At 64.7% G+C, this 23,269-nt stretch carries 18 protein-coding genes; 15 read left to right on the top strand and 3 right to left on the bottom strand.

Going from position 1 to position 23,269, the window contains the following annotated elements:
* Positions 1-62 precede the first annotated feature (62 nt).
* Together ACRQDJ_RS00775 and ACRQDJ_RS00770 are read right to left on the bottom strand one after the other, a co-directional pair.
* On the bottom strand, positions 63-2,165 hold the full coding sequence (locus ACRQDJ_RS00775; protein ID WP_284904177.1) for an AMP-binding protein: 2,103 nt from the start codon (positions 2,163-2,165) through the stop codon (positions 63-65).
* A gap of 166 nt (positions 2,166-2,331) precedes the next feature.
* Positions 2,332-4,605 (bottom strand): HelD family protein, encoded by a 2,274-nt coding sequence (locus tag ACRQDJ_RS00770; RefSeq protein WP_284904176.1) that lies wholly within the window; start codon positions 4,603-4,605, stop codon positions 2,332-2,334.
* A 267-nt stretch (positions 4,606-4,872) separates the two neighbouring features.
* On the opposite strand from ACRQDJ_RS00770, the gene ACRQDJ_RS00765 reads away from it, so the two are divergent.
* Entirely contained in the window at positions 4,873-6,030 is a 1,158-nt protein-coding gene (locus ACRQDJ_RS00765; RefSeq protein WP_284904175.1) for a PAC2 family protein, read from the top strand.
* Here the strand turns inward: ACRQDJ_RS00765 and ACRQDJ_RS00760 are convergent.
* Positions 6,027-6,845, bottom strand: a complete 819-nt coding sequence (locus ACRQDJ_RS00760; protein WP_311370822.1) for a spermidine synthase — start codon at positions 6,843-6,845, stop codon at positions 6,027-6,029. The two genes, ACRQDJ_RS00765 and ACRQDJ_RS00760, sit on opposite strands and share 4 nt — an antisense overlap.
* A gap of 91 nt (positions 6,846-6,936) precedes the next feature.
* On the opposite strand from ACRQDJ_RS00760, the gene ACRQDJ_RS00755 reads away from it, so the two are divergent.
* From ACRQDJ_RS00755 to ACRQDJ_RS00690, 14 genes are all read left to right on the top strand, one after another.
* Positions 6,937-8,184 (top strand): DNA polymerase IV, encoded by a 1,248-nt coding sequence (locus ACRQDJ_RS00755; protein ID WP_284904174.1) that lies wholly within the window; start codon positions 6,937-6,939, stop codon positions 8,182-8,184.
* A gap of 154 nt (positions 8,185-8,338) precedes the next feature.
* A complete protein-coding gene (locus ACRQDJ_RS00750; RefSeq protein ID WP_087070950.1) occupies positions 8,339-8,746 on the top strand; it encodes a DUF3040 domain-containing protein in 408 nt (135 codons plus the stop codon).
* Between the two features lie 381 nt (positions 8,747-9,127).
* A complete protein-coding gene (mraZ, locus tag ACRQDJ_RS00745) occupies positions 9,128-9,559 on the top strand; it encodes a division/cell wall cluster transcriptional repressor MraZ (RefSeq protein WP_087070949.1) in 432 nt (143 codons plus the stop codon).
* A 112-nt stretch (positions 9,560-9,671) separates the two neighbouring features.
* Positions 9,672-10,658 (top strand): 16S rRNA (cytosine(1402)-N(4))-methyltransferase RsmH, encoded by a 987-nt coding sequence (gene rsmH, locus ACRQDJ_RS00740; protein WP_284904173.1) that lies wholly within the window; start codon positions 9,672-9,674, stop codon positions 10,656-10,658.
* The gene (gene ftsL, locus ACRQDJ_RS00735) at positions 10,655-11,044 is read left to right on the top strand and encodes a cell division protein FtsL (RefSeq protein ID WP_026428577.1); all 390 of its coding nucleotides are present in this window, start codon (positions 10,655-10,657) and stop codon (positions 11,042-11,044) included. The genes rsmH and ftsL overlap by 4 nt, the downstream gene beginning before the upstream one ends.
* 16 nt (positions 11,045-11,060) lie before the next feature.
* A complete protein-coding gene (locus tag ACRQDJ_RS00730; RefSeq protein ID WP_284896760.1) occupies positions 11,061-12,914 on the top strand; it encodes a peptidoglycan D,D-transpeptidase FtsI family protein in 1,854 nt (617 codons plus the stop codon).
* The gene (locus ACRQDJ_RS00725; protein ID WP_284904172.1) at positions 12,914-14,527 is read left to right on the top strand and encodes a UDP-N-acetylmuramoyl-L-alanyl-D-glutamate--2,6-diaminopimelate ligase; all 1,614 of its coding nucleotides are present in this window, start codon (positions 12,914-12,916) and stop codon (positions 14,525-14,527) included. Before ACRQDJ_RS00730 ends, ACRQDJ_RS00725 begins: the two co-directional genes overlap by 1 nt.
* Entirely contained in the window at positions 14,524-16,002 is a 1,479-nt protein-coding gene (locus ACRQDJ_RS00720; RefSeq protein ID WP_284904171.1) for a UDP-N-acetylmuramoyl-tripeptide--D-alanyl-D-alanine ligase, read from the top strand. The genes ACRQDJ_RS00725 and ACRQDJ_RS00720 overlap by 4 nt, the downstream gene beginning before the upstream one ends.
* Complete coding sequence (mraY, locus tag ACRQDJ_RS00715) at positions 16,002-17,087, top strand: phospho-N-acetylmuramoyl-pentapeptide-transferase (protein WP_016442544.1); 1,086 nt, start codon at positions 16,002-16,004, stop codon at positions 17,085-17,087. Before ACRQDJ_RS00720 ends, mraY begins: the two co-directional genes overlap by 1 nt.
* Complete coding sequence (gene murD / locus ACRQDJ_RS00710) at positions 17,084-18,694, top strand: UDP-N-acetylmuramoyl-L-alanine--D-glutamate ligase (protein WP_284904170.1); 1,611 nt, start codon at positions 17,084-17,086, stop codon at positions 18,692-18,694. Before mraY ends, murD begins: the two co-directional genes overlap by 4 nt.
* Complete coding sequence (locus ACRQDJ_RS00705; RefSeq protein WP_284904169.1) at positions 18,687-19,925, top strand: FtsW/RodA/SpoVE family cell cycle protein; 1,239 nt, start codon at positions 18,687-18,689, stop codon at positions 19,923-19,925. Before murD ends, ACRQDJ_RS00705 begins: the two co-directional genes overlap by 8 nt.
* Positions 19,922-21,013 (top strand): undecaprenyldiphospho-muramoylpentapeptide beta-N-acetylglucosaminyltransferase, encoded by a 1,092-nt coding sequence (gene murG, locus ACRQDJ_RS00700; protein ID WP_284904167.1) that lies wholly within the window; start codon positions 19,922-19,924, stop codon positions 21,011-21,013. Before ACRQDJ_RS00705 ends, murG begins: the two co-directional genes overlap by 4 nt.
* On the top strand, positions 21,010-22,365 hold the full coding sequence (murC, locus tag ACRQDJ_RS00695; RefSeq protein ID WP_284904166.1) for a UDP-N-acetylmuramate--L-alanine ligase: 1,356 nt from the start codon (positions 21,010-21,012) through the stop codon (positions 22,363-22,365). The genes murG and murC overlap by 4 nt, the downstream gene beginning before the upstream one ends.
* The gene (locus tag ACRQDJ_RS00690) at positions 22,362-23,252 is read left to right on the top strand and encodes a cell division protein FtsQ/DivIB (RefSeq protein ID WP_284904165.1); all 891 of its coding nucleotides are present in this window, start codon (positions 22,362-22,364) and stop codon (positions 23,250-23,252) included. Before murC ends, ACRQDJ_RS00690 begins: the two co-directional genes overlap by 4 nt.
* Positions 23,253-23,269 lie beyond the last annotated feature (17 nt).

The following is a 23,269-nucleotide window of genomic DNA, read 5'->3' as shown; positions in this document are numbered from 1 at the left end:
GCGCAAAGAACTGCGTCGGCGCAGGGTACTACCGATAGCGCCGGATGTTCCGGTGGCCGGGGCTATGCGGTTTCTTCGGGCTTGGCGCGGTCTTTCTGATCGGTCGCGTCGTCTCTAGTGGCACCTTTGTCTTTCGCTGCGGGTGTGACGGATCGTGTAGTGCCAGCAACCAGGTCGTGACCGGAACGCACCACCCACGTGGCAAAAGATTCCAGCGTGGCTCCCGCGGAGCGCACAAAAGCAGCAATCGTTTCGCCACTGGGGGCCGTTTTATCCACCCACTGGCGTACCGCATCGCCACTTTCCGCAGCGGACTTCGTGACACTGGACGCCCAGCTTTGAATCTGATCAACAGTCAGGTTATATGTGGTCTCCAACCCGGCCAAGACCCGCTCGAAAGTCTCACGGGTCATATCGCTCACCGCGGTAGTAGCACTACCTGCAACCGCGCCGGCTTTCTTCACCCATACGCCGGCTTTCAGCTCGAAATTATCCAGCTGTTCGCGCACCGAGCGGCGCATCACTTTCCCCAATTGGGACGTGGGAAGCGCGTCAAAAAGAGCGATGGAGGAGGGCATCGCGTAATGGGCGAGCCTACCCTCCGCCCAGCGGCGCACCGCTGCCAGATCAACCGTTGATCCCGGCTCTAAAACAAGAGCCGCCACCACCGATTCGCCACGCTCCGCAGCGGGAATCCCCACAACGGCCACATCGCGCACCTCCGGCATCCCGCGCAGAACCTCTTCCACCTCGGAAGGGTAAATATTGAAACCGGAAGAATTAATCATTTCCTTTGCGCGATCCGCCATAACAACGAAAGGCCCATCCCAGCGCCCCAGGTCACCGGTGCGCAGCCAATCCTCGAACATCGCCTGCGCCGTTTCCTCCGGCTCGCCCAGGTAACCAGCGAAAACCTGCGGGCCGCGCACCAAAATCTCACCCACATCCACGGCGTCCTCCGCCAAATTATCGGGATTGGCGATACGCACCTCGGTGCCGGGGAAAGGAACGCCCAAAGTGGACGGGCGCCGATCCGGACTCATCGGAGACCCGGAAACCACCGGAGAAGATTCGGTCATCCCGTATCCCTCAATGAGGAAGCCTCCGGTGCGTTCCTCCCAGCGGCGCGCCACCTCATCCGGCAGCGCCATTGCGCCGGACACCCCGAAACGAATCGAGGACAGGTCAATAGTTTCCCCGGCGGCTTCCCGCCTCTCCACCTCGGCAAGGATACGAGAAAACATGGGAGTCACCCCGGGCAGTACCGTTATGGGGCGGCGCTTCTGAGCAGCCAAGAGAGACGGAATATCAAAATTCGGCAAGAAAATAGCGGTAGCCGCCAGATCCAGGGCGCACATCATCATGAGGGTGAAACCGAAGGCATGGAAGAGGGGAAGCACCCCGGCAATCACCTCGTGATGATCAGCCTCAAAAGGCACCCAAGCAATAATCTGCTTACGATTAGACACCAAATTCCGGTGGGTGAGCATAACCGCTTTCGGCTTTCCCGTTGTACCCCCGGTGAACATATAGACAGCGACGTCGTCCGCTTGCGGTTTACGGAACGTTGCAAGATCCATCGGGGCCGCCTTCCGCCACTCCCGATCAAAAGAAGCGACATGAGGGGGAACCTCCCCGCGCAAACGAGCGCGCTGGGTGCGGGCCTGGGCCACCGGAAGCTTGAGAAGCATCCGCGATGTCAGTGGCAAATCACGGGAAAGATCAACCGCGAAATAATGGCGCGGGTCATCGGCGGCCGGTGCCATCGTGGCAATGGTCTTCTCCCACGCGATAACAACCCGCGCATCAACCATCGCGATCTGGCGGTGCAATTCGGGTTGCGGGGCCAGCGGATTCATCTCCGCCACGGTTGCCCCCGTCAGGATCGCACCCCACAGGGCATACATATGTTGCGGGCAATTCGGCAAAGCCAGGGCTACGGTATCCCCGCGCTGCACCCCTAAATTACGCAGCAGCGTAGCAACCTTGCGGGCACGCTCAACGAGTTCGCGATAACTCGTCGTCGCACCGAGGAAATCCAAGGCCACCCGATGGGGGTACCGGTCAGCAGCGCGCAGGAGCGACTCTTCTAAAGTCTCCTCATCCACCGTGATATCGGAAGGCACCCACTCCGGGTAAATATCCAGCCAAGGTTTCACGGTCATTCCTACTCCTTCACCCACCCGAACGGCAGCCTCACAGCATTGACTAATCAATCATAGTGGTAACAATTGGGAGCTGCGGTTCACGTCCGGCAAACCGCAGCCTACGAACCCACGCGCGGCGAACCCCGTCCGGCGAACCTAAGCCCGCCAGCGCTCCACGGTGCAGCTAGACACCTGTATCCGCCGCGCTCGCGGTGAGTCCGGCGGGGAGCTCCCCTTCGAAAACCACAGAAAGAAGCTGGGTGGGGCGCGTCATCGCCACGTAAATATTGCCCGGCCCTTCGGCTAAAATCTCAGCCGGTTCCAGCAGAACAACAGCGTCAAATTCCAAGCCCTTGGATTGGACCGCCGTGAGAACCTGGATACGCGCCGTGACATCGCGCCCCGTTACATCCACAGTCCATTCACCCAGCTCCGGAGCCGCGCCGATAGCCGCCGCCACCTGCGCGACCCGAGCTTCCGGCACAATAACCCCGAGGGTACCGGCTTGCCCGTAGCGGGTATCCAAGCGCTGGCACACCTGCGCCGTCGCCGCAATAGCGCCCGCCCCAAGGGTTCCCGGCGCGCAACGTTCAGCAATCTCCACGGCACCGCCCTCGGTGCGCGCCGCACGCACGGGGCGCACCGCCACCCCGGCGGCGCGCTGCACCGCACCGGCAGTATCCAAAATAACGGCCGGTGTTCGGTAGGAAACCGTGAGTTCTTCTACCCGTACCCGATCAGCCAGGCGGCCCAGCAGCCCTTCCCAGCCGGCGTGCGGGGAACCGTCGGGGCGTTGGTCCAGGTCACCGACCACCGTCATGGAACGCGAGGGATTGCGCCGAATGAGCATCTCCCACTGCATGGGGGAGAGCTCCTGCGCCTCATCAACCACCACGTGCCCGTACGTCCAGGTACGATCCGCGGCGGCCCGCTCGGCCAGCGAACTTCCGTCCCCGCGCCCGCCCATGCGTTCGGCTAGCAGCTCCGCGCTCACTATCCCGCCGCCCACGCCCAGGGCCTCCATCGTTTCCCCGGCGTAGCTAAGCCGATTGCGCTCGGCCGCATCGCGAGCCGCCCGCGCATGGCGCTCCGCATCGGTGGCAAAAGGCCCGAGGACCTCAGCGAATTCATCAATGAGGGCAATATCCGCGATAGTAATACCGTGCCCGGCCGGACGAGCGAGCGCGGCTCGCTCGGCAGCGCTCAGCTCGGGGGCTACCTCGGCAAGTAGATGCGGCTTGGTGAGCAGGCGCTCGAGCAGCGCCACCGCGGAGGACGGCATCCAACGCAAATTAATCTCCCGGCGCGCGTCAATACTTTCCGCCACGTCCGCAATAATCCACGGGTTTTCCGAAAGATCAACGTCCTGGCCCTCGGCCACCTGGCGGGCTAATACATCCACGAGGTATTTCGCGTAGGTATCGCGGGCCTCATTATGGCGCTTACCGGTGCGGCGGGCCCGCCGCTGCGCATTCTCCACATCCTGCGGGGTCAACCGCACATCAACCCCGCTGATGCGCATCCGCACGGGGCGGCGTAGCGGGCGCTCCAGGAGGGTGCGCACCGCCCGCGGGGCAATGGTGCGCCACACCAGGCGCCCTTTGATCTCCGCGGCCGGGGCAGTGTCGACGGCGCTGACCGTCACGCCGGGCACCAGCCCGGCAATCGTCGTCGACACCACATCTGATTCGCCCAGCGAAGGCAACACCTGATCGATATAGCGCAAAAAGACCGGCGAGGGGCCCACAATGAGCACGCCGGAACGCGCCAGGCGCTCGCGGTGGGTGTAGAGAAGATAGGCCGCGCGGTGGAGGGCCACCGCCGTTTTCCCGGTGCCCGGCCCGCCCTGAACCACGAGCACATTATTGGAATCGGCGCGAATAATACGGTCCTGTTCGGCCTGAATCGTCGCGACGATATCGTTCATTTTCCCGTCGCGCGCCGCATTCATCGCCGCCATGAGCGCGCCCTCACCCGTCAAATTGAGATCCGAGGAGGCCTGCGAAGAATCAAGAAGTTCATCTTCCACGCCGGTCACGGTGCGCAGGCGCGTCTGAATATGGCGCCGGCGCCGCACCTTCCCCGGATGGGCCGCCGTGGCCCGATAAAACGGTTCGGATTGCGGGGCGCGCCAATCCAGAAGCAGGATATCCCCGGCCTCGTCCTTCAAGCCGATACGCCCGATGTGATCCGTTTCGCCTTCGCGGGTGTCGAGCCGCCCAAGAACCAAGCGGTTTTCCACCCGCCGCAATCGGGTGAGATTATCTTCGTAATGGGTGGCGAAGGAATCGCGCTCGGTCATTTCACCGGCGCTTTCCTGACCGCTCTGACTGCGAACCGCGGCCAGGCGCTGGGCGTAAGCCTCGCGCTGGCGGTCAAGGGCACGGTACGCAGTGTCCACGAAAAGCTGTTCTTCCCGTATCGCGTCCTCGCGCGCACTGTGAGGATCGTTAACCACGAGCGGCTCCTCCTGATGACCGAAAATTATCGGGTGGCGTCCTGCAAAAAAGTAACAATCAATTATTACGGAAAACACCGGGGCGCGCTATAGTGCGGTGACGGGAACGACAGTGATCAGCCGGTGGCGAATACCGGAACCGTGTGTGCTTGCGTCTCGTTGTAGAGATTGCCGTTATGGAGGTACGACGGCGCCCAGCGTACTTGGCCAGGCCGGTAGTCTAGGCTGGAGGGGAAGCTAGCGAGCTGGAGAGGGAGGAGGATCACGGTGAACTATTTCGTTTACCCCTGCGAGGGGAAACATGAAGATTCCTGGGCAAACGGGGAACGTTTCGAGAGCGTCGTCGTTCATCTCACCGATCCCATCAATGACATCGGTTCGGTTTCTGAACTTATTGCCTCCCAGCTCTACACCCTGGATCTCAGCCCGGTGGCCGATATTAATGTGGACGGGCTGGTCGATTACCGGGCGCAGCGCCCGCGGGTGCACTACCTCAACGGTGCGCTGGAAGATATTGCTATCCCCGCGCTCGGGCTCTTCCACGCCAAGGATATTGAAGGTACCTCTTTTTTGCTGCTGCTCGGTACTGAACCTGATTTTTGCTGGCAGGGTCTCAATTCGGAGCTCATGGCGGTATTCGCGCAACTGGGGGTGAAACGGCTCTACCGGGCCGGATCGGTTGCCGGTGCGCTGCCCCATACCCGCCAGCCGGATATGCTCATCCGTACGCGCAATGCCGATCCGGTGGCTCCCGCACTGGAAGCCGATGTGTGGTACCCGGCTTCTTTCTCTGATTTTTTGGAATACAGCCTCGGGCAAATGGGCGTGGCGACCTTCTCGGTGACGGTGCGGGTGCCCATGTATATTGCCGGGCACCATTACGCGGCCGGGGCGGCCAGCGCGCTGTCCATGCTCGCAAAAACGGCCGGGCTGAGCTTGCCCCTGGGAGATCTGGAAGCCAGTGCTGCCGAAGAATCGGAGCAGCTCGCCCAGCTCACCGAGCATAATGAGCAGCTCGCGGAGATCGTGGCGGCCTTGGAACACGAATATGATCGCGCGGAAGGGCACCCCGGGCTTATCCAGGCTCCGCAGCATACCCTTACCGTTCCTAGCGCTGATGAAATCGGGCGCGCCGCGGAAAGTTTCCTCGCCCGAGTGGATGCCTCGATGGTCAAGCGTAAGGAGCACGCGGATAACGAGCAGGCGCAGCTGACGGAGCGCCTGGAAAATATGCGGGCCGCCTGGCAGCACGCTAGCAGTGGGCACCAGCCCGGCAGTGAGGCGTATACCGGAGGCGAGGCTCAAACAGGAGCTGAGGCGCAGACTGAGGGTGAGACGCGCAGCGGAGCCGAGCCGGACGCCCACGGTGAGGACGGCGGGGAGCAGGCGCCGCAGCGCCCGCGCGGCCGGCACGCCGCGGATTAGGCATTCGCGGGCACGTAGCCAATATCGGCATCGCTCTCGAGGATGGCGCCGCGAGCCCGGCGCCGTAAATCCGCCCGACCCACCATGCGCGCGGGGAGCGGGAGACGACGCACCAGTCTCTCGATCTGCGCGAAAGCAAATTCCCGCTGGGAGGCAGCCAGCACAATATTGCCGAAACGGCGCCCGCGTAGCACCGCCGGATCCATAATTGCCAGCACGTGCTCGAAATTCTCGAGGAGAGCCCGTGACTCATTCGCGAAGCGGGTCAGGCCGGTGGAGGCCACCGAGTTGAGGAGATACACGCCCTCCGGTTGCAAAACCTGGGCGACCCGCGCAGCGGCGTCGCCGGTACGTAAATGGGACGGGACGTCGCGGTCAGCGAAAGCATCCCGCACCACCACATCCCACCGCGCCGCCGTGGTATCCAAGGTGACACGCGCATCCTGCACCCGGATACGCAAACGCGGAGACGGGGGCAGATCGAACCATTCACGCACGTAGGTGGCAAGTTTGCCGTCAATTTCCGCAGCGAGCTGGCGCGAACCGGGGCGGGCAGCATCCAGGGCACGCGGGAAAGCACATCCGGCCGCACCCAGGTGGAGCACGCGCAGCGGCTCGCGCTTGGGGTACATGGCCTCGAGAATGCACCTAAACTGTTGCATATACTCGAATTCCAGATAGGTGGGATCGTCAAGATCCAGGGCGGAAGATTCCACCCCGTCCAGGTAGAGCGTCACGAGGGAGGGGCGATCCGAGCGCCGATCCAGTTCGGCGAGGGCATAATCAGTTCGCACGGGTTCTGTAGGCACACTCACAGTTCCAGCCTAATGGAGAGCGCGCCTTCGCGAGGGGAACTCAGAAAACGAAACCACGCGCAAAATTGGAGCGAGAGGGAACGGAGGGCTCATGTCACGCGCACCGCGATCCCGCGCCGCCCGCCATTCCTGGGGCGATGACGATTCGGGCACACCCATCCTCCATATTGATATGGATGCCTTTTTCGTATCCGTGGAGCTCCTCGACCACCCGGAGCTGCGCGGGCGCCCCGTCGCGGTGGGTGGTCAGGAACGGGGCGTCGTGGCGGCGGCGTCCTACGAGGCGCGCGCCTTCGGGGTGAATTCCGCGATGCCGGTGGGGCAGGCGCGGCGGCGCTGCCCGAATCTCATTATGCTCACCCCGCGCCTGGAGCTTTACCGGGATGTTTCAGAAAAAATCATGGCGATTTTGCGGGAGGTCACCCCGCTGGTGGAGCAGCTTTCCGTGGACGAAGCTTTTCTGGACGTCGGGGGAGCGCGCCGGCTCTTTGGCTCACCTGTGCATATCGGCCAGCAGCTGCGCGCTCGCATCCGCGCCGAGGTTGGCGTGCCGGCCTCCGTGGGGATCGCGGCGACCAAACACGTAGCCAAAATTGCCTCCGCGCACGCCAAACCGGATGGGCTTCTCCTCATTCCCGCCGCGGCCACCCTCGAATTTTTGCACGACTTACCCGCCGGAGCGCTTTGGGGCGTGGGCGGGCGCACCGAAGAACGGTTGCGTTTGCACGGGATCGAAACGGTGGGCGACGTCGCCGCTGCCGGCCCGGACCAGCTCCGCCGCCTCCTTGGCACCGCTGCGGGAGATCACCTCTTCCAGCTGGCCAGCGGCGTCGACCCGCGCCCCGTCACCCCGAACCGCGAGGAAAAATCCATCGGACGCGAAGAAACTTTTTTCGATCCTCTGGCTGACCGGGACGAATTGCACCGTATTCTGCTTTTCCAGGCGCATGACACCGCCGCCCGGCTGCGTGCAAAAGGCCTGGTGGGGCGCACCGTCGCCCTTAAGGTGCGCTTCCCTGATTTCACCACCATCACCCGCTCGGCAACACTGCCGCAAGCCACCCAGGTTGCCGCCGAGATCTACGAACGCGCTCGCGAGCTTCTGGACGGGGTGGAGATTACCGCCGCCGGCTTGCGGCTCCTGGGCTTGCGCGTGGAGAACCTGAGCGAGCAAGGCGGCTACCAGCAGCTCGCTTTCGATGACGATCCACGCCGCGGGGAAGCTGAGAGCGCCATGGATGCGGTGCGCTCGCGATTCGGAGCCGGGGCGCTCGGCCCGGCAAGTCTCTTGCAGTCCCCGGGAACGGGGCACCGGGACGGTGCGCGACGGCGGGGCTGAACGTGCCGGAACGGTGCGCGGCGGCGCGGCGCCGGGAAGCTCCGCTCCGGGCGGACGCACGGGGCACCGGGACGGTGTATCGTGACACAACATATCGTGACGCTGGCGCGCCGCGCACGGTAGACTGGCAGCAGTACATTAACAAGGAGGCACAGTGGCCCTATCGGACTACGAGAAGAAGATGCTCGCGGAGCTGGAAGCGCAGCTCACCAACGAGGATCCCAGCTTCGCACGTAATATGAAGCCCGCTGCGCCGGAAGTGGAAGCCATCAGTCGGCAACTGTCCGTGCGCAATCTCGTACTGGGGATTCTCGGGCTGGTCGCCGGCATCGCCATTCTTATCGGGGGAATTTCCGCACCGAAGATGTGGTGGCTCGGTTTGCTCGGCGTCATTATTATGTTCGCCTCGGTGTGGTACGCGCTCGCGGGCGTGCACACAGAGAAAGTGGCGGTGCCCGCAGGAGGCGGCGGGGCGCCAACGTCGTCCGGGCCGGGCGGTGTATCGTCCTTTATGCGGCGCCAGCAAGAAATCTGGGAAAAGCGCCGCCGCGGTGAGCACTAGAATCTCTGTGGTTTCGGCCTAGCCGGCCGGTAACTCAAACTCAGCACCCATAACGGTGAGAGGATAGCGATCCTCTCACCGTTTTTCTTTTTCTTTTTAGGTACGACGGCGCCGCCGGGCAGGGGCGCGCCGGGCCATCCACGGTGCTCCACGAAGCGAGCCAACCGCCCCACGCACTCCAGGCGCCACCGTTCCTGCGCCCTACACCACGGATTACTCACCACTGATCACCCCACCACACTCCACCAGCGCTCCACTCGTTTTTCCGTGTTCTGGCGCGCTTTTCTAGAAATCACTAGCGCGACATACCCCCGCCGTGGCAAACTGGTGGAGGAAAGTGGAGTAAAGTGGAGGCAAGCGCCACGAGAGGGGGTGCGGTAGATGTTCCTCGGCACGTATGAGCCCAAATTGGACGACAAAGGCCGAATCATCCTGCCCGCCAAATTTCGTGACCAGCTCCAGGGCGGGCTGGTGATGACGCGCGGTCAGGAACACTGCATCTACGTTTTTCCGCTCGCGGATTTTGTGGAATTGCAGCAAACCCTGGCTAAAGCCCCCTTGACGTCCAAAGAGGCGCGGTCGTACACCCGCGTGCTGCTCTCCGGCGCCGTGGATGACATCCCTGATAAGCAGGGGCGGATCACCATCCCGGCAATGCTGCGCAGCTACGCGAGTCTGGATCGCAACCTCGCGGTTATCGGCACGGGCAACCGGGTCGAAATCTGGGATAGCGCCGCGTGGGCGGCCTACCTGGAGGATCAAGAATCGGCTTTTGCCGATAGGGAGGAAGAGGTCATTCCCGGCCTCTTCTAGGAATCGCGTGATCGCGGTGGCGGTCTTTCGCGAGAGCTCTGAGGCACTTCCCCAGCTTCAGATCGCTCGCGGGGGATCACTATCGCGGGCGCCGCAATGAGAAGGGCACAGGATGGAGACAGCACGCACCCCGGGCGCGCCGCGCGCCGCTGGGAACGCGCTGCATGCACCGGTGCTCGTGGACACCTGCATCGAACTCCTCGCACCCGCCTTCCAGGTTCCCGCTCCCGTCCTCATTGACTGCACCCTCGGGATGGGTGGGCACACCGAAGCTTTCCTCGAGCGTTTCGAGAACCTCACCGTCATCGGAATCGACCGCGACCCGGCGGCCATCGCCTTGGCGGGGGAGCGCCTGGCCCGTTTCGGTAAGCGGTTCCGCCCCGTCCAAACCACGTACGACGACGTGGCCACGGCAGCGGGTAATCGCCCCGTGGATGGAATCCTCATGGATTTGGGAGTGTCCTCCCTGCAATTGGACGAAACCGAGCGCGGGTTCTCCTACGCCCATGATGCCCCGCTCGATATGCGTATGAACGCCCAGGTCGGGCGCACCGCCGCGGATATCCTCGCGAGCGCATCGGTGCGGGAGCTCACTCGGATTCTGCGCGAGTACGGGGAGGAAAAATTCGCCCACCGTATCGCCACCGCCATTGTGGAACGGCGCGCCAGTGCCCCGCTCGCCCGTACCGGAGAACTGGTGGAGATCGTGCGCTCCTCGATTCCCGCCCCGGCGCGGCGCACCGGTGGGAATCCCGCCAAGCGCACCTTCCAAGCGCTACGCATCGCGGTGAATGACGAACTCGGAACGCTCGAACGGGCCCTGCCGGCAGCCCTCGCCACGTTGCGGGTGGGTGGGCGCATCGTCGTCGAAGCGTACCAGTCCCTCGAGGACCGCTTGGTGAAACGGGCCTTCGCCGCCGGCGCCACCTCCCGAGCCCCCAGGGGCTTGCCCGTTGAACTTGAAGAACATAAACCCTGGCTGGAACTCCTCACCCGAGGAGCTATTCAAGCCGATGAAGAAGAAATCACCCGCAATTCTCGTTCCGCCTCCGTTCGCTTACGCGCGGCCGAGAAAATTCGCCCCGGAGGTCAGCTATGAGCGCACAGCCCCACGTTGTTGCAGCGCCGCGTACCCGTCCCGTCATCTCGGGGCGTCCCGAGCTGACACTCATCCCCACTCCTGCGGCACACCGTGGCTTCCTCGGCACCGTGATCATCTGCCTAGCGCTCTTCTTCGGCGCGTTTGCCACAGTTTTCGCGCTTAATACGCGTATGGTAGGCACGGCGTACGAAATCCGCTCCGTCAAGCAGGAGCTGGCGGTCGCGCAATCGGTGGAGTCCACCCTCACGGATGAAGTGGTGGGGGCATCCACTCCGCAAGGCCTTAAGGAACGCGCGCAGGCCCTCGGCCTCGTCCCCGCCACGGACGTTCAGCATATGGACCTGGGGTCCGCTACAATTCTTGCTCCGATTCCGGGGGAGTGACACGAAGGACAAGCGCATGAAGGAACTAGCTCGCCGCTGGAAGGCCGCGCAGCCGCACGTACGGCGCGTGCGCACCATGGCGATTATCTTCTTCTTCGCGCTGGGGATCCTTGGGGTACGGCTCATCGACCTGCAATTTATTCGCGCCGATGCCCTGGCTGCCTCGGCGGATGCTTTCCGCACCCGTACCTACACCCTGCAGGCCAAACGGGGCGATATTGTGGATGCCAACGGGGCGGTTCTCGCCACCTCCGTGGAGCGCTATAACGTGGGCGTCAATCAGAATCTCATCGGCTCCTATCGGCACTACCAAACCGATGACAACGGCGACTACGTCCTGGATGCCAATGACCAGCTCATCGTGGAGGGCACCGGGGCGGCAGAAGCAGCGAAAGTGCTCGCCCCCCTGCTCGGCGTAGATCGCGCGGAACTGGGAGGCACCCTCCTAGGCGGTGAGAAAAAATCCACCTTCGTGTATATTGCCCGGGATATTTCCCCCGAAAAATGGCGGGAAATCAACGCGTTGGGAATTCCGGGGATCGAACCCGAGCAGTTCATGAAACGCGAGTACCCCAATGGTTCGGTGGCCGGAAATGTGCTCGGTTACGTGGGGGAGACCGCGGATAATCCGGTGCCCACCGGCCAGGCGGGGATTGAGCGCACCTTCAATGACGCGCTTTCTGGCACCGATGGGCGCCTGACGGTGCAAACCGCCGGAGGCGGCGCCGTCGTACCGAATGGGAAAACCGAACGCGTGGATCCGGTCAATGGTGCGAGTGTGAAACTCACCATCGACCGCGATCTGCAAAACGCCCTCATGGAGTCTCTCGATGCTTCAGTGGATGCCAATGCCGCGGATTGGGGTGCCGCCGTTGTTATCGAAGTGGGGACGGGGCGGGTGCTAGCCCTGGCCGATTCCCACGCACCTGATCCTTCGCGTCTCCAGGAAGCGAATCCGGATTCCTGGGGTTCGCGCGCCGTGCAGGCGCCGGTCGAGCCGGGCTCCTCCGGTAAGCTCCCCACCTTCACGGCGGCTATCGATACCGGCACCGTCACCCCGCTCACTCAGTTCACGGTGCCGGACACCATCACCATGCCCAATGGCGAAAGCATTTCCGATAACGACCCGCATCCCACCCAGGGGATGACGGTGGCGGGGATTCTGGCCCAGTCCTATAACACCGGGCTCGTCCAGATCGGTGACACCGTGGACGATAACGTGCGCTATGACTATATGCGCAGCTACGGGCTGGGAAGCCCCACGGGGATTGAATTACCGGCCGAATCGAGCGGCATTCTGCGCCCGCCGGAGCAGTGGGGCCAGCGCGACCGCTACACCACTATGTTCGGGCAGGGCTGGGCGGCCACTACCGTGCAACTCGCGCAGATCGGGGCCACCATCGCCAACGGGGGAGTCTATATCCCGCTCCATGTGGTGGACTCCACCACCGATGCCAGCGGGCGCACCACTCCCACCGTTCCCGGGGAAAGCCACCGCGTCATGAGCGAGGAATCCTCACGCACCATGATGAATATGATGCAGGCGGTCACCAATAACCAATCCACCGGATGGCGCGGGAAAGTCCCCGGCTACAACGTGGCCGGAAAAACTGGCACCGCCCAGGTTCCGGACGCCAACGGAAACCTCACCCGCCGCGTGGGTACCTTTATTGCGGCCATCCCGGCCGAAGACCCGCAGATCGCGGTGGCGATAGCGGTCTACGGCGGGGCCGGGGCCGGGTACGGTGGGGATACGGCGGTGCCCGTTTTCGCGAACTTCGCGCCCTTCGCGATGCGGCACCTGGGTGTCCCGCCCAGCACGGTCCCCCTCTTCAAATATCCGTGGTTCTCATCGGAGGTAGGCAACTAGTGAGTGACGAATTCCCTCTTCCGCAGGTGCGTCCGGTGGCGCTGCGCGAGGTTTCCGAACTTCCCGAGGTGGATGGTGCCGGTTGCGAGGCCTCGCAGACCACCGTGACTTCCGTGACCGCCGATTCGCGCGCGGTGCATGAGGGGGCGCTTTTCGCGGCGCTGCCCGGCGCTCACGCCCACGGGGCGCGCTTTGCCCCCCAGGCGGCGCAACGGGGCGCACGCGCCATCCTCACCGACGCCGCCGGGGCTGCTCTTATCGCGCAGGCCGGGGTGGAGCTTCCGCTCCTCGTGGTGGAGGACCCGGCCGCGCACCTGGGTGCCATTGCGGCCCGCGTCTACGGGGAACCCGCCGAATGCTTGCGCAGTTTCGCGGTGACCGGCACCAATGGAAAAACGACGACGACGTACCTCCTGGACGGCCTGCTTACCGCGCTGGATCGCACCACCGGGCTGGTGGGAACCGTGGAAACAAAAATTGCGGACCTGTGCGCCCCGGCGCATCTGACCACGCCCATGCCCGCGGATCTGCAAGCGCTGCTCGCCCTCCTGGTGGAACGGGGCGGGACGGATGTATCCATGGAAGTATCCTCCCACGCGCTGGCGCAGCACCGTACCAGCCCCGTGGTCTTCAGCGTGGCTGGATTTACTAATCTCACCCGGGACCACCTCGATTACCACCGCACCATGGAGAACTACTACCAGGCCAAGCGCAGCCTTTTCACCCCGGAGTGCTCACGGCGGGCGGTTATTACCGTTGATGATGAGTGGGGCAGGCGCCTGGCTGGGGAAACCGAGGTGCCCACCGTAGCCCTCGCCGTGTTCTCTCAGCTTGGGGGGAGGAGTGGGTATCAGGTGCGGAATATCGAGCACGGCCCCGTCACCTCCTTCATCCTGGCTCATAGCGACGGCTGGGAGACGACGGTGCGCACCGGCCTGCCCGGAGATTTCAATATTGCCAATACGGCGCTCGCCGTGGCCATGGTGCTGGAAAGCGGGGCGGACCGCGGTGCGGTTGGCGCCGTAGTAGGCGCCGGGCTCACACCGCAAGTCCCCGGTCGTATGGAAGTGGTGGGTAGCGCGCCGCGCGTCGTCGTTGATTTTGCGCATAATACCGCGGCACTGCGCCTGGCGATCAATGCGCTGCGCCCCACCACCAGCGGTCAGCTCATCGTGGTGACCGGAAGCGCCGGGGAGCGCGATGTGGACAAGCGCCCCGAGATGGGGCGGGCGGTCGCCGAACTGGCCGACGTCGTCTACATCACGGACGACGATCCGCACGAAGAAGATCCCGCACCGATTCGCGCCGCACTCCTGGACGGGGCCCGCAGCGCGCACAGCCCCGCCCGCATCGTGGACATCGCTGATCGCGCCACCGCTATGCGCACCGCCATCCGGGAGGCGGCACCGGAGGATACCGTGCTGCTGGCCGGGCGTGGGCACGAAACTTATCAACCGGTGGCCGGGGGGCGTAACATTCCGCTGGACGACCGCGAGGTAGCGCGGGCGGCGCTCGCTGAGCGCGCTAGCTCCGTTGGCCAGGGCGATTGTTCCGGCCGCACTAACCGGGTTGCCCTCGACAAAGACACGCAAGAAGAGAAAGACACGCAATGATTTCCATGTCCTCCGCGGAGGTTATCGCCGCCGTCGGCGGGACCGCGCTCGCACCGTTGTGCGATACCGAGGTCACCGCGGCGGTTATCGATACCCGCGCCATCACGCCCGGCGCGCTTTTTGCCGCCGTGAAAGGCGCGCGCGTGGACGCGAATACCCTGAGCGGCCAGGCGCGCGCAGCAGGGGCCAGCCTCATTCTCACCGAAGATGGCCAGGCCGCCCGCGCCGGCGGCGCCGAAGCTGAGCGCATTATCGTGGTCGATGATATTCCCGCTGCGCTCGGACGCCTGGCCCGGCACAACCTTGAGCTGGCCCGCCACCTCAACCCCGACTTGCGGGTTATTGCGGTGACCGGGAGCGTTGGGAAAACCACCACCAAGGATCTTCTCGCCGCCATATGCCGGGAACGGGGGGATGTGGTTGCTCCGCCCGGATCGCTCAATAACGAAATCGGCTTACCGCTCACGGTGCTCCGTGTGGGCGAGAACACCGCCACCCTGGTGGCGGAAATGGGCGCCGACCATATCGGCAACCTCGCCTACCTCACCTCTATCGCACCCCCGGATATCGCCGTGGTGCTGGTGGTGGCCCGCGCGCACCTGGGCGAATTTGGCGGCATCGAGAACGTGGCGCGCGCCAAGGCAGAACTCGTGGAAGGCCTGCGCGAGGACGGCATCGCCATCCTCAACGCCGATGATCCGCGAGTGGCGGCCATGGCCGGGCAGGTCGCCAGCGGCCGGGTACGCACTTTCGGGCGCGTGAACCCGGCGGACGTGACGGCAAGCGACATCACCCTCGGAAGCGACGGTCGGGCCAGTTTCACGCTCCATATGAACGACGGCGCAGCTAGCCCCGCGCCATCCGCCCCGTACACGTTGCCCGCGCCGTCCGCACCGTCGGAACTGTCTGCGCCGTCCGCACCGTGCACCTCAACTATCAACCTCGGACTCGTGGGAGAACACCAGGTCATGAACGCGCTCGCGGCGGCCACCGCCGCGGCCGCCGCCGGGGTCAGCCTGCCCGCCATCGTGGCGGGGCTATCCAGCGGGCCCGCCAGCGCCCACCGTATGGATGTATTCCGCCGCGGCTCCACCCTCATCATCGACGACTCCTACAATGCCAACCCGGACTCTATGCGCGCCGGCATCACCGCGCTCGGGCAACTCGGAAGCGGGCGCAAAGCCGCAATTCTCGGCGATATGCTCGAACTCGGCGATGCTTCACGGGAAGAACACCTCGCCCTCCTCCCGGCCCTGGAAGCCGCCGGGGTGAGCCTCCTCATCGCGGTGGGCCCCCAGATGGCGGCACTCGCGGAGGCAGCCCGTGATGCCGGTATCACCGCCCGCGCGGTCGGCGCGTGGGAAGAAGCCGAGGCGGCGCTCTCCGATATGCTCAATGAGGATGGGGCACTCCTCATCAAAGGTTCGCACGGTTCGGGCGTGTGGCATATCGCCACCCGTCTCAAGGGGGAATAGTGCTCGCGCTTATTATCGCTTTTGCGGTCTCGCTTCTCGTCACGCTATTCGGGACCCCTCTTCTCATCCGCTTCCTCGTGCGCAAACAATTCGGCCAATTCATCCGCCAGGACGGCCCCACCTCGCACCTCGTCAAGCGCGGCACCCCCACCATGGGAGGCCTGGCCATCGTGGCGGCGGTTGTTATCGGTTACCTGGTGGGCAATATCGGAGCGGGGCGCAGCCCGGGAATGTCCGGAATCCTCCTCCTCGGCCTCATGATCGGCATGGCGGGCGTAGGCTTCGCCGATGATTTCACCAAGATTTCCCGCAAACAAAGCCTGGGGCTCACCCCCTGGGCGAAAATCGCGGGCCTGGGGATTGTCGGCGTGGCCTTCGCGGTGCTTTCCCTCATGTTCGCGGATGAAAACAACCGAACCCCGGCATCGATGCGCATTTCCCACGTGCGCGATACCGGCCTGAGTCTCGCCTTCGCCGGTACCGCCGTCGGCATTATCCTCTTCATTATCTGGGCGAATTTCCTTATCACCGCCTGGTCCAATGCCGTCAATCTCACCGATGGCCTGGACGGCCTATCCACCGGTGCCTCCATCATCGCTTTCGGGGTCTACACCCTCATCACCATGTGGCAAAGCAACCACCCCTGCTACGGGCTCGTGGACGCCGCCCCCGGGTGCTACCCCATCCGCGACCCGCGCGATCTCAATATCATCGCGGTGGCCCTCGTCGGAGCGCTTATCGGATTCCTCTGGTGGAACACTTCACCGGCCCAAATTTTCATGGGGGATACCGGTTCCCTCGCCCTGGGCGGTGTCTTCGCGGGAATGTCCATCTACACCCACACCGAATTCCTCGCCGTGCTCATTGGTGGGCTCTACCTGCTAGAAGTCATCTCCGACGTAGTCCAAGTGGGCGTCTTCAAAATGACACGAAAACGGGTATTCCGCATGGCACCCATCCACCACCATTTCGAACTCAAAGGGTGGAACGAAGTCACGGTTGTGGTGCGCTTCTGGGTGATCCAAGCCCTGTGCGGCTTTATCGCCCTGGGTATTTTTTACGCTGAGTGGTTGATGCAAAGATGAGTGAGTGGCAACATCCGGGCGCGGCGGAACTGGCAGGGCGCCGTATCGCCGTCGTCGGTTTAGGGAAATCAGGGCGGGCCTGCGCGCGGGCACTGACCGAGCTCACCGAGGCGCGTGTGAGCGTATGGGACGCCGATATTACTAAGCTCGGGGCGGTCACCGCGCTCCCCGTGGATACCGGCGGGAGCGACCCGACCCCGGCCGAACTGGCGCGCAAAGTGCTGGCGTGGCGGCCCGACGTCATTATCCCCGCCCCCGCCATACCCGAAATCGGCCCGCTTTTTACTACGTCCGCCGACCACGGCATCGAATTGTGGTCTGAAATTGAACTAGCCTGGCGCCTGCGCACCCATGACGGTGCGGGGCACGCCGCCCCGTGGCTCGCCGTCACCGGTACCAATGGCAAAACCACCACGGTAACCATGGCGGCCCATATTTTGCGCGCCGCGCACCTAGGGGCCGAACCCATCGGGAACGTCGGCAATCCCGCTGTCGCAGCCGTGAGCGCCACCGGCCCGGATACTCCGCGTGCCTTCGCGCTGGAGCTTTCTTCCTTCCAGCTGCGCACCACCCACACCATGGAGCCGGCCGCCAGCATCTGCCTCAATATCGCCGACGACCATCTCGAATGGCACGGCAGCCGCGCCGCCTACGCCGCCGCGAAAGCCCGTATTTACGAACATGTGCGCACCGCCGCGGTCTACCCGGTGGGCGATAGCACCGTCCAGAGCATGGTCGATGGCGCGGACGTGCGCGAAGGTGCGCGCGCCATTGGCATCACCACCGGCATTCCCGCCGTCGGGCAGATCGGCATCGTGGACGGCCTCATCGTGGACCGTGCCTACGGAAAGCAACGGTGGACTAGCGCCGTGGAGATCGCTTCGTTGAACGACGTCGCCCAGCTGGCTCCCACCACCGCGGCGCTGCCGCGCCACCTCATCTGGGACGCCCTGGCCGCCGTGGCCCTCACCCGGGCCATTGATATTCCCGCGGAGGTGGTGCGCGCCGGCCTCCAGCATATGCGCCCGGGCCACCACCGCATTGAGACGGTGAGCGAACGCGCCGGGGTGCGCTACGTGGACGATTCCAAAGCCACCAATGCCCACGCCGCCCTCGCCTCCGTCTCCGCGCTGGCGGAGGGTACCTGCGTGTGGATTGTGGGTGGGCAACCCAAGGGTGCCCGCTTTGAATCCCTTGTGGCACAGGTCCGGGACAGGCTGCGCGCCGTCGTTGTTATTGGCGTGAATCAAGAACCTTGGCACGCGGCCCTGGACGGCGCTAACCTCCCCGTCACGTATATCGATCCGGCGGCCTCCGAACCTATGGCGCGCGCGGTGCTGGCTGCCTCGCGCTACGCACAGACGGGGGATACCGTCATGCTGGCTCCCGCCAGTGCCTCCATGGACCAATTCACCTCCTACGCGGATCGCGGTGATCGTTTCGCCGCCGCGGTGCGCGCCCTGCCCGCACCGTCGGAAGGCAGTGCTGTAACGGGGGACGGTGCCCCGGCAGCGGGCAGCACTTCGGCGGGGGACGGTGCCCCGACGGAGGAGACGGTGCAGGATAACGGTGCAGCGGATAGCGCCACGGAGGCGCGTCATGCGTGAGCGAACTGAGAAGCCGCAGGCACCGAGCGTCCCGGAGGAACGCGTGCGCAACGTCATGCACCGTTCCATCCTCCTCCTCGTGGTGGCCACCGCGATTCTCACTCTCCTCGGGCTCCTCATGGTGTTTTCCGCCATCACCCCCGGGGCGGTACGCGCCGAATACGAAGACGGCCCCAACCTGTTCCGCTCCGCTTACCTCCAGATGGCCTACGCCGCCATCGGCACCGTTTTGGCGGTGATCTGCGCGCGTATTCCCCTCGCTGTTTTCCAGCGCCTGTGGGGCCTGGCCCTCGGCTTCGGGATCCTTTTGCAGCTCCTCGTGCTCAGCCCGCTGGGTGCCTCTGTTGCCGGTAACCGCAACTGGATTGCCTTCGGCCCCATCCGGCTCCAGCCCTCCGAATTCCTCAAACTCGCCATGGTGGTGGCCCTGGCCGCGGTGCTCGGGCGCATGGTGCAAGGCGCCCACTTCCAGCTCTCCGATTGGAGTGGCCCCATTGGCATCACCGGCGCGTCTATCGGTGCGGTGCTCGTGGGTGGCGATATGGGAACCGCCCTCATTTTCCTTCTCATCGGCGTGGGAATGTTCTGGATGGCCGGCTTCCCGGGGCGCTATTTCCTTATCAGCGGGGCGCTGGGCTTCTTCCTCGTCGTCGTGCTTATTTTCTCTAGCCGGTCGCGCATCACCCGCATCCAAGACTTCTTCCAAAATCTCTTCACGCTTCCCACCGGGCAAACACCCTCCCAGGCTGATTACGCGCTCTGGGCTTTCGGCTCCGGGGGGCCGGGCGGCTCCGGTCTGGGCACCGGAATTGAAAAATGGCCTGGGAACCTCGCCGAAGCACATACTGACTTCATCTTCGCGGTGGTGGGAGAAGAACTCGGTTTCTTCGGATGCGCCGTCGTCATTGTGTTGCTCGGCACCATCGGCTACGCCCTTCTCACCATCTGCATGTACCACCCGCACCGTTTCGGCCGTTTCGTGGCCGGAGGAGCCACCCTATGGCTATGCGGACAGGCTGTGGCAAATATGTTCGTCGTTACCGGCCTGCTGCCCGTTTTCGGAGTGCCGCTGCCCTTCATGAGCCAGGGCGGCTCCTCCGTGATCTCCTGCCTCATGGCGGTGGGAGTTTGCGTGGCGGCAGCTCTGGCGGTCCCGGGAGTGAAAGAATCATTCCGGCGCTCCAGCTCACTCGCGGGCCGGGTGCGCGCAGTTATCAGGAGGACTTCGTGACACTAGTGCTCGCCGGCGGAGGAACCGCCGGGCACGTCAATCCGCTACTGGCCACCGCCCACGAACTCGCCGGGCGCGGGCACCGTATCCTCGTGGTCGGCACCGCCACCGGCATGGAAAAGGACCTCGTTCCCGCCAGCGGCTTCGATTTCGCCACCGTGGAACGCGCACCGTTCCCGCGCCGTCCCGATAAGGACGCGCTACGTTTCCCCGTGGCTTTCCCGCGGGCGATACGTCAAGCTCGCCGTATCCTCACCGCGGCCGGAGCCGAGCTGGCAGTTGGTTTCGGAGGTTTCGCCTCCACCCCCGTCTACGCCGCGGCCCGCCGGGCCGGCATCCCGGTAGTGGTGCACGAACAAAATGCGCTACCGGGCCTGGCCAACAAACTCGGGGCACGGGGCGCGGCCGCTGTCGCCCTCACCTTCCCCTCCACGCCGCTGCGCGCCGCGCGCGGCATCACCCGCACCGTCGGGCTGCCGCTACGCCCCGCCATCGCAGCCCTGGCCAGTGCCGATAGGGCAGCAGCACGCACCGCCGCCGCGGCGCGCCTCGGCCTGGATCCGGGGCTACCCACCCTCGTTGTCACCGGGGGTTCCCTGGGCGCCGCGCACCTCAATGACGTGATGACCGCCGCCGCGCCCCGCTTTGCTGCCGCCGGCGTGCAGGTACTCCACCTCACCGGGCGGGGTAAAGCCGCAGCGGCCCAGCGCACCGCAGCCACCATCCCCAGCTACCACGTGCTCGACTACCTGGAAGAAATGGAACTCGCCTACGCGGTGGCCGATACCGTGGTGTGCCGCGCCGGGGCCGGCACCGTCGCGGAAGTCTCCGCCTTGGGTATCCCCGCCGTCTTCGTTCCGCTCCCCATCGGCAACGGGGAACAGGCGCGCAACGCCGCGGATGTCGTAGCTGCCGGCGGGGCGCTGCTCATCCCGAATGCCCAGTTCACTGCCGATTCGGTGAGCACCGTGCTGGACATCGTCACCGATGCATCCACCCGCACCCGCATGGCCCAGGCCTCGCGCGCCATCTGTCCGGCCGACGGCGCAGCCCGGCTCGCCGATCTTATCGAGGAGGTTCTCAGGTGACCCATATCCATCTCATCGGCATCGGCGGGGCAGGCATGAGCGTGATCGCCGATCTGCTCCACGCCGAAGGCTGGACCGTGACCGGGTCCGATGCCCGCGCCTCGGCCACCACGCAGCGCCTGGCGGATTCCGGCATCACCCTGTGGATCGGAACGGAACCGGAGCGCCTCAGCGCCGATACCCTCGTGGCGATCTCTTCCGCCATCCGGGAAGATAACCCCGAGCTCGCCCGGGCCCGCCAGCTCGGTGCCCGCGTCATCCACCGCTCCCAAGCTCTCGCCCTCGCGAGCGGGGATCGCGATTTTGTGGCGGTGGCCGGTGCGCACGGGAAAACCACCACGTCGGCGATGCTCGCGGTGGCACTGGAGGAGGCCGGCCAGGCGCCGTCCTGGGCGATTGGCGGGAGCGTGCGCGGGCACGGCTCCGGAGGCCACCTGGGCACCGGGAAGGTCCTCGTTGCCGAAGCCGATGAATCCGATGCTTCCTTCCTCAACTACCAGCCCCGTATCGCCCTGGTCACCAACGTCGAACCCGATCACCTCGACCATTACGGCAGCCGGGAAGCTTTCGAAGAAGCCTTCGCGGAATTCGCGCGTTGCATCGTCCCCGGCGGGCTCCTCATCGTGTGCGGCGACGACGCCGGTGCGCACCGCTTAGGCGCTCAAGCGGTAAGCGAAGGTATCCGGGTGGTCAGCTACGGGCGTGGCGCCGCGCTCCCTGGCGTGGAAGCTCACGTGGCCCTCGAGGACGGGGCGTTACGGTGCGGGGAAAGCTGCGCGCCGCTCTCCCTCCAGGTTCCCGGATCCCATAACGAACTCAACGCGGCCGGAGCGGCCGCCGCCGGTATAGAACTGGGCGTGAGCCTGGCGGATATGGCCCGCGGGCTGGCGGCTTTTACCGGAACGGGGCGGCGTTTTGAGCTGCGTGGCGAGGCTGGGGGAGTGCGCCTCTTTGATGACTACGCCCACCATCCCACCGAAGTGGAAGCCACCTTACGCGCCGCCCGCGCCGAGGCCGGGCAGGGCAGCGTGCGAGTTCTTTTCCAACCGCACCTGTATTCACGCACCCGCAATTTCGCGGATCGTTTCGCTACCGCTCTCGAACTGGCGGATACCGCCATTGTTACCGCCGTATACGGGGCCCGTGAAACGCCTTTCGACGGCATCGAGGGCGATATGATCACTTCCCGCATGGGAGGCGCCGGGCATTTTATTGCCGATAAACATGAGGCCGCGCGGGCGCTCGCAGCGAGCGCGAAGCCGGGGGATCTGCTCCTCACCATGGGTGCTGGCGATGTCACCGCACTGGGGCCCGAGATCCTGGCGGCACTGGAGGAGGGGACGGCGCGGTGAAAGAACCATCCCGGCGCCGCTCCGCGCGCGATATCAATCCGCACGCGGAGATCACCTACGTTCCCACCGCCGCCACCGCCCCGGTGGTGTACGACGACGGCGACGCCCCGCTAGCCGACCTAGGGAGCACCACCACGGTATCCCTGGACGAGCGCCTCGAAGAAAAAGCTTCAGAGAAACGCCGGGTACGCTGGCGGCGCCTCGGGGTGGTTGGTGCGGTACTCGCCGCGCTTGCCGCCCTGGCCTGGGTGATTTTCTTTAGCCCGCTGCTGGCCTTGCGGGCCAGCGATATTACCGTTTCGGGTATCCCCGCGAACGCGGCGGTGACGGCGGAAGACGTCACCGCCGCCCTCGCCGAACGCTCGGGAATCCCGCTTCCACGCCTGGATACCGAAGCTCTCGCCACTGACCTGAGCACCCAATTCCCACCCATTAAAGAAGCGCAGCTGCGCCGCAGCTACCTCCACGGACTCGAGGTCACCCTCACCGTGCGTGAACCGGTGGCCTGCCTGGTGGGCAAAGGAGGATGCTCCGCCATGGATCGGGACGGCGTGAGCTTCCCGGTTCTCCCCGAGGTGGAAGCCAGTCTCCCGCGCGTGAGCCTGAGTCCCGGGCCGGCCACTCGCTCCGAGGATGGTAGTGACGGCCCTGGTATCCGCATCGCCCTTGATGTGCTGGCCAGTCTCAAGGACGATGTGAGGGCTCAGGTAGCCGGGGTATCGGTGAGCGATAGCGGGCGGGTCGGACTCGATCTCAACTCCGGGCAGAAAGTGATCTGGGGGGATGCTCAGCGCTTCGATCTGAAAGCGGCAGCACTGGCCACCGTGATTACCGTTCCTGGCCAGGTGTACGACGTGTCAGAGCCCACCGCCGTCGTCGTTCATTAATCCTGAACCACTCGGCT

It is taken from the genome of Actinotignum urematis (assembly GCF_051264595.1).
GTDB lineage: Bacteria > Actinomycetota > Actinomycetes > Actinomycetales > Actinomycetaceae > Actinotignum > Actinotignum timonense_A.
The sequence above is the reverse complement of the archived record's forward strand: the minus strand, read 5'-3'. Positions and strand labels throughout refer to the sequence as shown.